The organism is Cupriavidus sp. L7L (assembly GCF_004353535.1).
GTDB classification, from domain to species: domain Bacteria; phylum Pseudomonadota; class Gammaproteobacteria; order Burkholderiales; family Burkholderiaceae; genus Cupriavidus; species Cupriavidus oxalaticus_A.
In genome coordinates, this window is record NZ_SMNY01000020.1 from 72,126 (window position 1) to 84,695 (window position 12,570).

The 12,570-nt window shown below is 65.6% G+C and carries 13 protein-coding genes and 1 tRNA gene; 5 read left to right on the top strand and 9 right to left on the bottom strand.

The genetic code is table 11. The annotated features are described in order from the left end of the window. Positions 1-26: 26 nt before the first annotated feature. Positions 27-113: transfer RNA gene (locus tag E1J61_RS18825), tRNA-Leu, on the bottom strand. Between the two features lie 208 nt (positions 114-321). Here E1J61_RS18825 and E1J61_RS18830 point away from each other — a divergent pair. From E1J61_RS18830 to E1J61_RS18840, 3 genes are all read left to right on the top strand, one after another. Next, positions 322-654: a hypothetical protein gene (locus tag E1J61_RS18830; RefSeq protein ID WP_133095551.1), complete on the top strand. Its 333-nt coding sequence runs from the start codon at positions 322-324 to the stop codon at positions 652-654. A gap of 276 nt (positions 655-930) precedes the next feature. After that, positions 931-1,188, top strand: coding sequence for a hypothetical protein (locus tag E1J61_RS18835; RefSeq protein ID WP_133095552.1), 258 nt, complete (start codon positions 931-933; stop codon positions 1,186-1,188). A 141-nt stretch (positions 1,189-1,329) separates the two neighbouring features. Then, positions 1,330-1,737, top strand: a complete 408-nt coding sequence (locus E1J61_RS18840; RefSeq protein ID WP_133095553.1) for a heme-binding protein — start codon at positions 1,330-1,332, stop codon at positions 1,735-1,737. A gap of 275 nt (positions 1,738-2,012) precedes the next feature. Here the strand turns inward: E1J61_RS18840 and E1J61_RS18845 are convergent, their stop codons facing one another. The 4 genes from E1J61_RS18845 to E1J61_RS18860 all read right to left on the bottom strand — a co-directional run bounded on the left by E1J61_RS18845 (position 2,013) and on the right by E1J61_RS18860 (position 4,476). After that, complete coding sequence (locus E1J61_RS18845) at positions 2,013-2,342, bottom strand: hemin uptake protein HemP (RefSeq protein WP_133095563.1); 330 nt, start codon at positions 2,340-2,342, stop codon at positions 2,013-2,015. A 244-nt stretch (positions 2,343-2,586) separates the two neighbouring features. Further along, positions 2,587-3,000: a biopolymer transporter ExbD gene (locus E1J61_RS18850; RefSeq protein WP_133095554.1), complete on the bottom strand. Its 414-nt coding sequence runs from the start codon at positions 2,998-3,000 to the stop codon at positions 2,587-2,589. Positions 3,001-3,021: 21 nt separating this feature from the next. Beyond that, the gene (locus E1J61_RS18855) at positions 3,022-3,750 is read right to left on the bottom strand and encodes a MotA/TolQ/ExbB proton channel family protein (protein WP_133095555.1); all 729 of its coding nucleotides are present in this window, start codon (positions 3,748-3,750) and stop codon (positions 3,022-3,024) included. 72 nt (positions 3,751-3,822) lie between these two features. Further along, positions 3,823-4,476, bottom strand: a complete 654-nt coding sequence (locus E1J61_RS18860; protein ID WP_133095556.1) for an energy transducer TonB — start codon at positions 4,474-4,476, stop codon at positions 3,823-3,825. Positions 4,477-4,987: 511 nt separating this feature from the next. Between E1J61_RS18860 and E1J61_RS18865 the strand changes: the two genes are divergently transcribed. After that, positions 4,988-7,288 carry an AAA family ATPase gene (locus E1J61_RS18865; RefSeq protein WP_133095557.1) on the top strand — a complete coding sequence of 767 codons (2,301 nt, stop codon included), beginning with the start codon at positions 4,988-4,990 and terminating at the stop codon, positions 7,286-7,288. 22 nt (positions 7,289-7,310) lie between these two features. Here the strand turns inward: E1J61_RS18865 and murI are convergent, their stop codons facing one another. The 4 genes from murI to E1J61_RS18885 all read right to left on the bottom strand — a co-directional run bounded on the left by murI (position 7,311) and on the right by E1J61_RS18885 (position 11,617). Next, positions 7,311-8,120 (bottom strand): glutamate racemase, encoded by an 810-nt coding sequence (gene murI, locus E1J61_RS18870; RefSeq protein ID WP_133095558.1) that lies wholly within the window; start codon positions 8,118-8,120, stop codon positions 7,311-7,313. Positions 8,121-8,247: 127 nt separating this feature from the next. Continuing rightward, positions 8,248-9,771 carry a fumarate hydratase gene (locus E1J61_RS18875; protein ID WP_133095559.1) on the bottom strand — a complete coding sequence of 508 codons (1,524 nt, stop codon included), beginning with the start codon at positions 9,769-9,771 and terminating at the stop codon, positions 8,248-8,250. A gap of 192 nt (positions 9,772-9,963) precedes the next feature. Beyond that, complete coding sequence (locus E1J61_RS18880) at positions 9,964-10,521, bottom strand: TIGR00645 family protein (RefSeq protein WP_133095560.1); 558 nt, start codon at positions 10,519-10,521, stop codon at positions 9,964-9,966. Between the two features lie 112 nt (positions 10,522-10,633). After that, positions 10,634-11,617 carry a DMT family transporter gene (locus tag E1J61_RS18885; protein WP_256376138.1) on the bottom strand — a complete coding sequence of 328 codons (984 nt, stop codon included), beginning with the start codon at positions 11,615-11,617 and terminating at the stop codon, positions 10,634-10,636. Positions 11,618-11,935: 318 nt separating this feature from the next. On the opposite strand from E1J61_RS18885, the gene E1J61_RS18890 reads away from it, so the two are divergent. Beyond that, on the top strand, positions 11,936-12,570 hold a 635-nt coding region (locus tag E1J61_RS18890; RefSeq protein WP_165971499.1), incomplete at its 3' end, for an AMP-binding protein.

A 12,570-nucleotide genomic window follows, 5' to 3' on the forward strand; every position in this document is an offset into this window, starting at 1 on the left:
GCGCAAGGTTGCCGCTGCGGTGGCCCTGGTGCGGCCGACGGGACTCGAACCCGTAAGCCTGGAAAGGCGGCAGATTTTAAGTCTGCTGAGTCTACCAATTTCTCCACGGCCGCACGGCAAGCCCGGTATTGTGGTGGCTTCGCAATCCGGATGCAAGCGCGCCGCAGGCTTTAATTTGCTTGGCCAAGCAGATGGCGTCGCGGAAGGAAAAAGTGACGCACTGTTACGGCTAGTAACAATGTCGTGCCTTCGGTTGCACCTGGAAAATTCAGGCCCTCTACAATACCGAGTAAGAGAAATCTCAAATTCTGAGAGGCGGATATGAAACGTTGGTGGCTCGCAGCATTCGGTGTCGCAGCCGGGCTGGCATCCGGGGCCGCGATGGCCCATGTGAGCGTCGGCGTCGCGATTGGCGTGCCGGGCGTCGTGGTTGGCGCGCCGGCCTACTATCCGCCCGCTCCGGCCTACTATGCGCCGCCGGTGGTGGTGGCCCCGGCACCGGTCTACTACGGCCCGCCGGCCGTGGTGGTGCGTCCGCGCCCGGTCTATTACGGCCCGCGCTACTATGGCCCGCCGCGCTACTATGGTGGCCATCACCACGGTTACTATGGTCCGCCGGGCTACCGCGGTCATGGCCGCTGGCGTCACGACTGACCGGCCGGCGCCGAAACGCTGTGGAATACAGGGCCCTGCGGGGCCCTTTCCTTTTGGCTTGCATATCGCGACACGAGCCGCAGGCGCCGGTTCCCTGGAGGATTCCCTAGTTTGACGCCCATCAAATTATTTGAACGGACTGCTCAAAGCGTCACGTCTATCGTCTTAAGGGTTTTCCCTAAACTAGAGGCATGACATCGCGATGACGGCGGCTCTTTTTGTTTCAGGAGTCGTCCGCCGCGGTGCCTTACCGACCAGAATTGCAAGGGGAATCTCATGAAGCTCAAACAATCAATTGCCGCCGCCTCCGTGCTGGCCGCGCTGTGCGCAGTGTCCACCGCCTCGTTCGCCGCGACCGGCAAGCCTGACCCGTACCTGGACGGCGCCCGCATGGGCAAGGTCGATCCGTTCACCGATGGCGCCCGCGTCGGCAAGACCGACCCGTACACCGACGGCGCGCGCATCGGCAAGCCTGACCCTTACACCGACGGTGCCCGCATCGGCAAGCCGGATCCGTACACCGACGGCGCTTGATTGCCGCCGTGTCTGCATGACGAATGGCCCGCCTGTGCGGGCCATTTTCTTGCCCGCCGCTGCCGTGTGGGCGCGATGACGATGGCATGGGGTGCGGGGTATACTTCGGTCTCCAACCAAATGAATGACCAGGAGAGTGGCATGCAGCAAAAGACGGTTCTGACGGCAGACGATGTGAAGAAGATCATGGCCGCGGCGGAAACCGAAGCGAAGAACCATCACTGGGCCGTGTCCATCGTCGTGGTCGATGACGGTGGCCATATGCTGGCGATGCAGCGCCTGGACGGCGCCGCGCCGATCTCGGCCCATATCGCCGCGGAAAAGGCCCGTACGTCCGCCCTGGGCCGTCGTGAATCGAAGATCTACGAAGACATGATCAACAACGGCCGCTATTCGTTCATGACCGCACCGGTGTTGCAGGGCATGCTGGAGGGCGGCGTGCCTATCGTCGCCAACGAGCAGGTGGTCGGTGCCGTTGGCGTTTCGGGCGTGAAGTCGACCGAAGACGCGCAGATTGCCCGCGCCGGCATCGCCGCTCTGGGCCTGTAATAGCAGGGCCCGTTGCGCGGCACCAGCCGCGCATGAAAGAGCCCCGCAGGCCAGGGCCTGCGGGGCAGAATAAAAGAGGGCATGGCTGGGTGTGGCCGATATGGCGAGGGGTCTGGAATTCCCGCCGCGGCGCCAGCACCTGGCTACTGCCCAACACCTCGTTCCGAGGTGGTCCCCACAAAAGTCTGTACTGCCACTTGCGTGGCACCCGCGGCAGACGCGGGCCTCAAACAGTTCCCTTCGGCTTCAGCGCATGGCCTTGCCTCAAGGATGCGTCATTTGGTCAGGATCAGCTTGCCATAGCGCGTCACGCGCAGCGTGTAGACCTCGCCGTTATGCAGGATCGGCAGCGTGCTGTTGCCGCGCATGATCGCGTCAAGTGCGACCGGTTCGCCGGCGGGCGCCGACGACAGGCTGTCGCGCACCAACGCTTCCAGCCGGGCGGGCAGGGCGGCTACGGCCGATTTCATGGATGCGATCGTCGACGGGGCTGCTTTCGCGGCTGCGGTCTCGCGGCGCGGCTGGGCCACCTCGACACGGCGCAGCGACAGGCGGCGGCGGGTGACTTCACGCGGTTGCGACAGCGGCAGGGAAAGAGTGCTCATCATCTGGCTCCGGGTCGGCCTGGCGCCATGGGCGCGCAGGGGAAAAGGCATCAGGGGTGCGCCACCGATGGCGCAATCGATGGATGAATCATAAATGCGAATTGTTATCATTACAATAGCATGGATCGAAGATTCGACAAACAGCGATCCGGTCCAGCGCCCTGCAGCGGCGAGCGGCCAGTAAACGAAAAAGGGCATCCCGCGGGATGCCCTTCCAGAGCGCAACGCCTGCCGGCGCGCCTCCTTATTGCTTGGGTTCGGTGATAAAGCCGATCTTGCCCAGGCCGCCGTGCTGCGCGGCGGCCATGACTTCGGCCACGCGCTCGTAGCGCACCTCGCGGTCGGCGCGCAGGTGCAGCTCAGGCTGCGGCTGCTGCTGCGCGGCCAGCGAAATATTGCTTTCCAGCGTGGCCTGGTCCACTTCCACCTGGTTCCAGAACACCTTGCCGCTGGCGTCGATCGAGACGTTGATGTTCTGCGGCTTGGGATCGTTCGGGGAGTTGGTGGCGCGCGGCAGGTCGATCTTCACCGCGTGGTTGATCACGGGGATGGTGATGATGAAGATGATCAGCAGCACCAGCATGACGTCGACCAGCGGCGTCATGTTGATCTCGCTCATCACCTCGTCGTCGTCACCGTCGAGAGTACCGAATGCCATGATGACTTCCTTGCTTGCGGATTAGCGCTGGGCCGCGGCCAGGCGCACGGTGCCGTCTTCGCTGCGGGCACCGGTGGGGCGCACGCGGGCGCCGGTCACGAAGTAGGCGTGCAGGTCGTGGGCGAAGCGGTTGAGCTTGGAGATCACCGCCTTGTTGCCCCGCGTCAGTGCGTTATAGCCCAGCACCGCGGGGATTGCCACGGCCAGGCCGAAGGCGGTCATGATCAGGGCCTCGCCCACCGGGCCGGCGACCTTGTCGATGGTCGGAACGCCCGAGGCGCCGATGCCGATCAGCGCGTGGTAGATGCCCCACACCGTGCCGAACAGGCCGACGAACGGTGCGGTCGAGCCCACCGAAGCCAGCACCGCCAGGCCCGACTGCATGTGCGCCACGGCGTCGTCGATCGAGCTCTTGAGCGAGCGGGTCAGCCAGTCGGAGATATCCATCACGTCGTGCAGCTGCGGCTGGCTGGCGCGGTGGTGCTGGGCGGCTTCCTTGCCGGCGATGGCCAGCGTGCGGAACGGGTTGGCATCATTGGCGCCCAGGGTTTCCAGCGCATGGTCGAAGTCGTCCGAGTGCCAGAAGCGCTTTTCCGCGCCTTGCGCCATCTTCTTCAGGCGCACCAGATCCCAGGCCTTGGTGAAGATCACGATCCAAGAGGCGAGCGACATGATCAGCAGAATGATGGCGGTCGCACGCATGACGAAGTCGCCTTGCGTCCAGAGGTGGGAGAGTCCGAGGTCCTGCATGGGTTGGTTCCTGGTGAGTTCGCTTGGTTTAGGTCAGATCGGATGATCGGAAATCCGGTAGCGGATCGGTGATCAGTTCAGTTCGAAGCCGATTGGCTGCTGCGCCGTGACGGCGATGGCACGGCCGTTGTCCGTGTAAGGCTTGCAGCGCATGGCCTGCACGGCTTCCACCGCGGCCTGGTCCAGGCGCGACGAGCCGCTCGACGACACCACGGAAGTCTTGACGACCTTGCCGCCTTCATCTGTGGTCAGGCGCACCACTGTCCTGCCGGTCTCGCCCATGCGGCGCGATTGAGAAGGATACTTCGGTTGGGGCGGCGTGCACTGGATTTCACCGATGCCGACGGCGCGCGGCGCGGCGGAAACGGGCGCCGGAGCGGGTTCAGGCGGTGCGGGCGGCGCAGGCGGTGCGGCCGGCGCTTCCGGCGCGCTCGGGGTCGGCGGCAGGTTGGCCACCGGCTGCGGAGTCGGCTTGGGCTGCGGCGCCGGCTTGGGCGTGGTCACCTTGACCTGCTTCGGCGGCGTTTCCTGCTTGGGCTTGGGTTTGGGCGGCTCGGGCGGGGCCTCTTGCTTGGGCGGTTCGAGCGGGATGATGCGGGCGACGATCTCGGGGGCGACCACCGCCTCGGTCAGCTTGCGGCCCAGGCCGCTCTGGATCAGGTAGAGCAGGCCGGCGTGGAACAGCAGGACGGCGAGCGTAATCTTGAAGAAGCGTTGATCGAACATGTGTCAACAACAAAAGTCTGCCGGCAGGCGCAGGAGGGCCTGGCTCGGTACAACCAGCGCCACGAGCAGCAGCGACCGTGCGCCATCACTTGCGGTAAAACAGGATCAGCGAGATGCCGCAACCGACCAGCAGGCTAAGCAGCAATTCCATGATAAACGCTCCTTCAACTAGGTTGACGTGGGAGCGCCACTCTGGGGCAGCGTGTCAGCGCGCAAGTATAAACGATAATGATTCTTATTTGTTGTGATTTGTGCGTCGCAACTGGAATTTTCTGCCGCGGCAAGTTATACCGCCAGATCAGGCAGCCGTGTGGAGCGGTTGGCGCTATCTTGCGCGGGTTTGCGCGCCCGCAAGGATCCGTAGCTTCGGTGGCACAGGCCACAGTCGCTGGTGGCAGCTTTGCCTATCCCCGCGCGGTGGGCAGCAAAGCGCGCTAGCATAGGAAGAAACTGCAGACGAGGCGGTGCGCCGGTCGGTCGGCCCCGCCACGGCGAACTCGGGGAACCGTCCATGGATTTCACACGTTCCGCTGAAGATGACCGATCGACGCTCCTGCGCTCCATGCCCGGGGTGTCGTCCAGCTCCGCGCTGGACTGGATGTGCGCGCAATTTGCCCTGCGCGTGGTGTGCGCATTGGGTCCGCGCTTCAACCTGCGCAGCAATATCAACGATGTGCTGACCGTCAGCGCGCAGGAAATGGTGTGGCCATACGGGGTGGTGCTGCGCGTGCAGCGCTTCCTGGCCGCCCGCTGCGCCGACATGCCCGCGTGGAAGGGCGCGGCGAGGCTGACGCCCGAGGAATTCCTGGACCGCCACGGCCAGTGGAACAGTGCCTTCGACGAAAGCGCGCTGTTCTATTACCTCGACGAGTACGTCAAGCACCATGCCAAGGACATGTTCGCCGTGTTCGACGCCTCGGCCGCCGCCATCGCGCAGCGGCTGGACGGCGAGCGCGTGCTGCTGGTGCGCAATATCGACATGCTCAGCCGCGTGCTGGACCTGCCCGACCACGAGCGCAAGCTGCTGCTGTACGCGGCGCTGGCCAAGTACAAGCGCGACCTGCGCGCGGTCATGGTCGATTGCAAGGTCGCGCACAGCCAGGAAGCCTTCCAGATCCTGGCCGGCCTGACCGGTGCCGGGGCGGCCGACGTGGCCGCGTCGCTGCGACCGGGCTCGCGGCTGGAAACGCTGAACCTGATCGAGCAGCCGCTGCCCGAGAACAGCGTCACCGACCTGGGCGACCTGATGCGCCTGTCCGACCGGCTGCTGCACGTGCTGCTGGGCAATTACGCCAACGAGGCCGAGATGATGGCGGTGTTCACACGCCCGGCCGCGCCGCCCACGCTGACCGTCGCCGACTACCCGCATGTCGAGACCGATGCCCGCTACCTGTGCGCGCTGCTCGCCAACGCCACGCGCCAGCACGCCAGCGGCGTCAACGTGCTGATCTACGGCCCGCCCGGCACCGGCAAGACTGAATTTGCGCGCCTGCTGGCGCGCGAGGCCGGTTGCGAGCTGTACGAGGTGGATTGCCTGGACCGCGACGGCAACAGCCTGTCGGGCAAGGACCGCTACCGCTCGCTGCAGGTATCGCAGGCCTTCCTGCGCGGCCGCGCGCATACCGCGCTGCTGTTCGATGAGGTGGAGGACGTTTTCCCCGGCAGCGCGCGCGAGCTGATGAGCCTGTTCGGCCAGGAAGATACGCGCGCGTCGGTCAACGGCAAGGCGTGGGTCAACCAGACCCTCGAGCAGAACCCGGTGCCGGTGATCTGGATTTCCAATTCGATCCGGCAGATCGACCCGGCCTACCTGCGCCGCTTCCAGTTTCACCTCGAACTGAAGATCCCGCCCCCGCTGGTGCGCGAGAACATCATCCGCAAGCACCTGGGTGGGCTCGATGTCAGCGATGCCTTCATCAGCGGCCTGGCCGCCCGCAAGACGCTGACGCCGGCGCAGGTGCAATCGGCGGCGCGTTTTGTCGAGCTGGCGCGGCCCGACGTGGCGGAACCGGTCGAAGCGCTGATCCTGCGCCAGCTGGAGCATGCCGACCGCGCCATGGGCCTGCGTCCGGAGGCCGAGGCCCGCCCGGTGGTCACGCATTACCGGCTGGAAAACCTGCACCTGGAAACCCGCTATGAGGTGGCGAAGATCGTCGATGCACTGCGCGTGCGCCAGCGCGGCACGCTGTGCTTCTATGGGCCGCCCGGCACCGGCAAGACCGCGCTCGCCGAGCATATCGCCGCCGAGCTGGACCTGCCGCTGATGATCCGGCGCGCCTCTGACCTGATGAGCAAGTACGTGGGCGAGACCGAGCAGCAGATCGCGGCCATGTTCGCGCGCGCCGAGGAAGACGGCGCGGTGCTGTTGCTGGACGAGGCGGACAGTTTCATGCAGAGCCGCCAGCAGGCGGTGCGTAACTACGAGATCTCCGAGGTCAACGAGATGCTGCAGGGCATGGAGCGTTTCAACGGCATCTTCATCTGTACCACGAACCTGTTCGACCGCATTGACGAGGCCGCGCTGCGGCGCTTCTCGTTCAAGATCCGCTTCCTGGCGCTGAGGCCGGAGCAACGGGCGGCGATGTTCGTCGACGAAGCGCTGGGCGGCGACGCCACGCTGCTGACCGATGCCATGCGGCGCGAGTTGGATGCGATGGATTGCCTGACGCCAGGCGACTTCGCCACCGTCAAGCGCCAGTGCGTGCTGCTGGGCGAGGCGCTGACGCCGGACGAATTCCTGGCGCAGCTGCGCCAGGAACATGCCATCAAGCCGGAGGTGCGGGAGCACCGGCCGCTGGGCTTCCTGCAATAACCTGCCGCAGGGCAGGCGCCGGCTAGAACGCTGGCGCCGGCTCGATCACCACCGTTTCCGCATCCGCGTCCACCCGCAGCAGCGCTGCTGCCATCGCGCGCAAGTGCGCGGCGTCCTTGGTGGAAACGAAGCGGTCGCGCGGCAGCGCGCCGGTGTCCGCGCAAAGGCCGTGCTCGGCCAGCTTGCGGGCGAGCTGGCGCGCAATGGCGCTGCCGGTGTCGACCAGCGCCAGTTGGTCTCCGACCATCTCGCGGATCGTGCCGGACAGGAAAGGGTAGTGCGTGCAGCCCAGCACCAGCGTGTCCGCGCCGGCTTCGAGCATGGGAGTGAGGTAGGCATCGAGGCGCTCGCGCACGGCGGGGCCGTCGAGGTCGCCTTGCTCGATCAGCGATACCAGGCCAAGGCCGGCCTCGCAGATAAAGCGGCTTTCGCGCTCGAGCGAGGTCAGCAGCCGGCCGAACTTGGCGCTCTTGAGGGTGTTGGCGGTCGCCAGCACGCCCACCACCTTGCTGCGGCTCGCCGCGGCGGCCGGCTTGAGGCCGGGCTCGACGCCGATGATCGGCACCGGCAGCCGCTCGCGCAAGGTCTGCACCGCGTGCATGGTCGCCGTGTTGCAGGCGATCACCAGCGCCTTGCAGCCCTGGCCGAGCAGCCATTCGCACGCCTGCAGCGTGCGCGCCTCGACGAACGTCTCGGGCTTCTCGCCGTAAGGCGCATATTTCGAGTCGGCGAGGTACAGCAGCGATTCTTGCGGCAGCAGCGCGCGGATCTCGCGCAGCACGGACAGGCCGCCAAGGCCGGAATCGAAGATGCCGATGGGTGCTGGGTTCACTGGGATGCGAGGACGACTGGAAAGGACTGGAAAGAAGAGGGCAGAAAAAAGCCGGGTCGGAACCCGGCTTTTTCGAGTGCTAGGGCAGATTCTACCGCCTCGGCGTGATGCGCTCGCGTGGCGATGCTTACAGCGCGGCGACCGGAATCTTGCCGATCTTGGCCTGCCACTCGGCGGGGCCGGTCTTGTGCACCGAGGTGCCTTCGCTGTCCACGGCGACCGTCACCGGCATGTCCTTGACGTCGAACTCGTAGATGGCTTCCATGCCGAGGTCTTCGAAGCCGACCACCTTGGCTTCCTTGATCGCCTTGGCCACCAGGTAGGCGGCACCGCCCACGGCCATCAGGTAGGCCGACTTGTGCTTCTTGATGGCCTCGATTGCCGCCGGGCCGCGCTCAGCCTTGCCGATCATCGAGATCAGGCCGGTTTCGGCCAGCATCATCTCGGTGAACTTGTCCATGCGCGTGGCGGTGGTGGGGCCGGCCGGGCCGACCGCCTCGTCGCGCACCGGATCGACCGGGCCGACGTAGTAGATCACGCGGTTCTTGAAGTCCACCGGCAGCTTCTCGCCCTTGGCCAGCATGTCGGCGATGCGCTTGTGCGCGGCGTCTCGGCCGGTCAGCATCTTGCCGTTGAGCAGCAGGGTCTGGCCCGGCTTCCACGAGGCGACTTCTTCCGGCGTCAGCGTGTTCAGGTCCACGCGCTTGGAGGTCTCGGTGTTGGGTGCCCACTCGACCTCCGGCCATTGCGACAGGTCCGGCGCTTCCAGCTTGGCCGGGCCGCTGCCGTCCAGCGTGAAGTGCACGTGGCGGGTGGCGGCGCAGTTCGGAATCATCGCGACAGGCTTGGACGCGGCGTGCGTCGGGCAGGCCATGATCTTGACGTCCAGCACGGTGGCCAGGCCGCCCAGGCCTTGCGCGCCGATGCCCAGCGCGTTGACCTTCTCGTACAGTTCGACGCGCAGTTCCTCGACCCAGTCCTTCGGGCCGCGGGCGATGATGTCCTGGATGTCGATGGATTCCATCAGCGATTCCTTGGCCATCACCATCGCCTTCTCGGCGGTGCCGCCGATGCCGATCCCCAGCATGCCCGGCGGGCACCAGCCGGCGCCCATGGTCGGCACGGTCTTCAGCACCCAGTCGACGATCGAGTCCGACGGGTTCAGCATCACGAACTTGGACTTGTTCTCCGAGCCGCCGCCCTTGGCCGCGACCTGGATGTCGACGGTGTTGCCCGGCACCACTTCATAGTGGATCACGGCCGGGGTGTTGTCCTTGGTGTTTTTGCGGCCGCCTTCGGGCGGGCTGACGATCGAGGCACGCAGCACGTTGTCGGGGTGCGTGTAACCGCGGCGCACACCCTCGTTGATCATGTCGGTCAGGCCCATGGTGGCGCCGTCCCAGCGCACGTCCATCCCCACCTTGACGAAGACCGTGACGATGCCGGTGTCCTGGCAGATCGGACGCTTGCCTTCCGCGCACATGCGGCTGTTGGTCAGGATCTGTGCGATCGCGTCCTTGGCCGCCGGGCTCTGCTCCAGCTCATAGGCGCGGCCCAGGCTGGTGATGTAGTCCATCGGGTGGTAGTAGCTGATGTACTGCAGGGAGTCGGCGACGCTCTGGATGAGGTCTTCTTGCTTGATGACTGTCATTTTGTGGGGTGGGCAGCGGTGAAACACAGGCCGAAATCATACACTGCCCCGGGGCTGTCTGCCCGGCTGCATACATTGGTCTACAGCCTCCTGGGGTGTCGCCGGCGCCTCATGGCGCGGACACCGAACGCCAAATGCAAAAACCGCGGCACATGGCCGCGGTTCGGAGGCAAGTCCTGGCTTTTGGAAAGCTTAATGTGATTCGCGCTTGGCATGCGCGCCGGCCGGGTGCGACACCATCCGGTCGACATACGCCATCGCCACCGCAGAGGCCAGGAACGCCACGTGGATGGCCACCTGCCACATGATGGTGTGGGTAGTGCGCTGTTCCGCGTCGATAAACGTCTTCAGCAGGTGGATCGACGAAATCCCGATCAGCGCCATCGACAGCTTGACCTTGAGCACCCCTGCGTTGACATGGTCCAGCCATTCCGGCTCGTCCGGGTGGTTGTCGATGCCCAGGCGCGAGACGAAGGTCTCGTAGCCGCCCACGATCACCATGATCAGCAGGTTGGAGATCATCACCACGTCGATCAGCCCCAGCACCACCAGCATGATCTTGTTCTCGTCGAACTCGGTCACATGTGCCAGCAGATGCCAGACTTCGACCAGGAAATGGTAGACATAGACGCCCTGGGCCACGATCAGGCCCAGGTATAGCGGCAGCTGCAGCCAGCGCGACGCGAAGATGATGCTCGGGATCGGCCGCAGGCTCTGGGCCTGCGGCTTGGTCATTGGATTGGAAGCCATGGGCGGGGCGAAGAGTGGAGAAATTGCGGCGAGTTGAAAATCGGCGTGGATTGTACCAAGCGACGATGGCTGCGCTGTGTTACCAGCAGTAACCGGTGCCACGCCACGCCGTTCAGGTTCCCGCGCGCGGATCGGCGCCCGCCGCCTTGCCGCGCCACGCGCCGCGCGCAATCCGCCCCGGCCAGCTCGCAAGAACGATTCCGGCCAGCACGCAGGCCAGCGCCACGCCGTGCGGCCAGCCCGGCTGCTCGCCCAGCACAGCGATGCCGTAGGTGGCCGCCGCCACCGGCAGCACCGAGGTAAACACGCCCGCCAATTGCGCAGGCACATGGCGGATGCCCTTCATCCACAGCCAGAACGAGAACACGCTGGCCGACAGCGCGTACCACAGCAGCATCAGCCAGGTCTGCGCCGGCACCGTGGAGGCGTCGAAGGTCAGCAGCGGCACCAGCCCCAGCGGCAGCATCAGCAGGCCGCCGATCAGGTGGGTATAGGCGCAGATCTCGATCGCGGCCAGTGTCTGCGTGAGGCGGCGCGACAGGATCACGTAGACCGATTCGCACAGCACCGCGCCCAGGATCATCAGGTTGCCGAGCCAGGCCTGGCTGTTTTCGCCGGCGCCGTGCGCATCGCCGCGGGCGATGTTGAGCACGGCGATGCCGGCCACCGCCAGCAGCACCGAGGCCACGGTGCGGCGCGACAGCCGTTCGCGCAGCACCAGCCAGGACAGGATTGCCACCGTGGCGGGAATGGTGCTGGTGATGACCCCCGCGGCCATGGCGCTGGTCAGCCGCACGCCGTTGAGCATCAGCAGCGTGAACAGGAAGGTGCCGAAGAACGCCTGCAGGAACAGGTTCAGCCATTCGCCGCGCGACACCCGGCGCATGCGCGCCGGCCGGTACCACGGCGCCAGGCAGACGATGGCGATGACGAAGCGCAGCAGCGCGAACAGCAGCACCGGCACATGGGCGATGATCGATTTGCCCAGCCCCACATTGCTGCCGACCAGCGCCATCGATCCGACCAGGAACAGTGCGTGGATCGGGGAGAAAAGCCGAGAGTGGGCAGGGGCTGAAGTGGAGGTGTTGGTGGGCACGGTCGATGCCTCGGTCAGCCGGCGGCCACGATCGCGGGTGGCGCGAGGCGCGGCGAGCCGGTGCAAGCGTGGAGAGGCCGCGGCAAGGGTAAGCACCGCGTTCAGGTATAGGGCTCGCGGGATTATAGCTGTGCTAGCCTAATGGAGAAGGCTGCACTTTCGCCCCCGATGGCAGGACGTTTCCCGCTGCATTGCAGCATGCGGCGACCTCGGACACCGGCCAGTCACCATAGGCAGCAGCCGCCGACCGTCAGGTTTAAGTAAGCCGTCGGGCGTAACTTGGCAGCCAAAGCCATTCCAAAATCAGGAGACGAGTCTATGTCCGCCATCGAATCGGTGATGCAAGAGAACCGCGTGTTCAACCCGCCCGAGTCGTTCGCCAGCCAGGCCGCGATTCCCGGCATGGACGCCTACCGCGCGCTGTGCGAGGAAGCCGAACGCGACTACGAAGGCTTCTGGGCACGCCACGCCCGCGAGCTGCTGCACTGGAACAAGCCCTTCACCAAGGTGCTGGACGAGAGCAACGCGCCGTTCTACAAGTGGTTCGAGGATGGCCAGCTCAATGCCTCGTACAACTGCCTGGACCGCAACCTGGAAAACGGCAATGCCGACAAGGTCGCGATCGTGTTCGAGGCCGACGACGGCACGGTGACGCGCGTCACCTACCGCGAACTGCATGCGAAGGTGTGCCGCCTGGCCAACGGCCTGAAGACGCTCGGCATCAGGAAGGGCGACCGCGTCGTGATCTACATGCCGATGTCGGTCGAAGGCGTGGCCGCGATGCAGGCCTGCGCGCGCCTGGGCGCGACGCACTCGGTGGTGTTCGGCGGCTTCTCGGCCAAGTCGCTGCAGGAGCGGCTGGTCGACGTGGGCGCGGTGGCGCTGATCACCGCCGACGAGCAGATGCGCGGCGGCAAGGCGCTGCCGCTGAAGGCCATCGCCGACGATGCGCT

Coding starts and splice junctions, on each gene's coding strand:
- E1J61_RS18830 (WP_133095551.1), top strand. CDS start 322: ATGAAACGTTGGTGGCTCGCAGCATTCGGTGTCGCAGCCGGGCTGGCA.
- E1J61_RS18835 (WP_133095552.1), top strand. CDS start 931: ATGAAGCTCAAACAATCAATTGCCGCCGCCTCCGTGCTGGCCGCGCTG.
- E1J61_RS18840 (WP_133095553.1), top strand. CDS start 1,330: ATGCAGCAAAAGACGGTTCTGACGGCAGACGATGTGAAGAAGATCATG.
- E1J61_RS18845 (WP_133095563.1), bottom strand. CDS start 2,342: ATGAGCACTCTTTCCCTGCCGCTGTCGCAACCGCGTGAAGTCACCCGC.
- E1J61_RS18850 (WP_133095554.1), bottom strand. CDS start 3,000: ATGGCATTCGGTACTCTCGACGGTGACGACGACGAGGTGATGAGCGAG.
- E1J61_RS18855 (WP_133095555.1), bottom strand. CDS start 3,750: ATGCAGGACCTCGGACTCTCCCACCTCTGGACGCAAGGCGACTTCGTC.
- E1J61_RS18860 (WP_133095556.1), bottom strand. CDS start 4,476: ATGTTCGATCAACGCTTCTTCAAGATTACGCTCGCCGTCCTGCTGTTC.
- E1J61_RS18865 (WP_133095557.1), top strand. CDS start 4,988: ATGGATTTCACACGTTCCGCTGAAGATGACCGATCGACGCTCCTGCGC.
- E1J61_RS18875 (WP_133095559.1), bottom strand. CDS start 9,771: ATGACAGTCATCAAGCAAGAAGACCTCATCCAGAGCGTCGCCGACTCC.
- E1J61_RS18880 (WP_133095560.1), bottom strand. CDS start 10,521: ATGGCTTCCAATCCAATGACCAAGCCGCAGGCCCAGAGCCTGCGGCCG.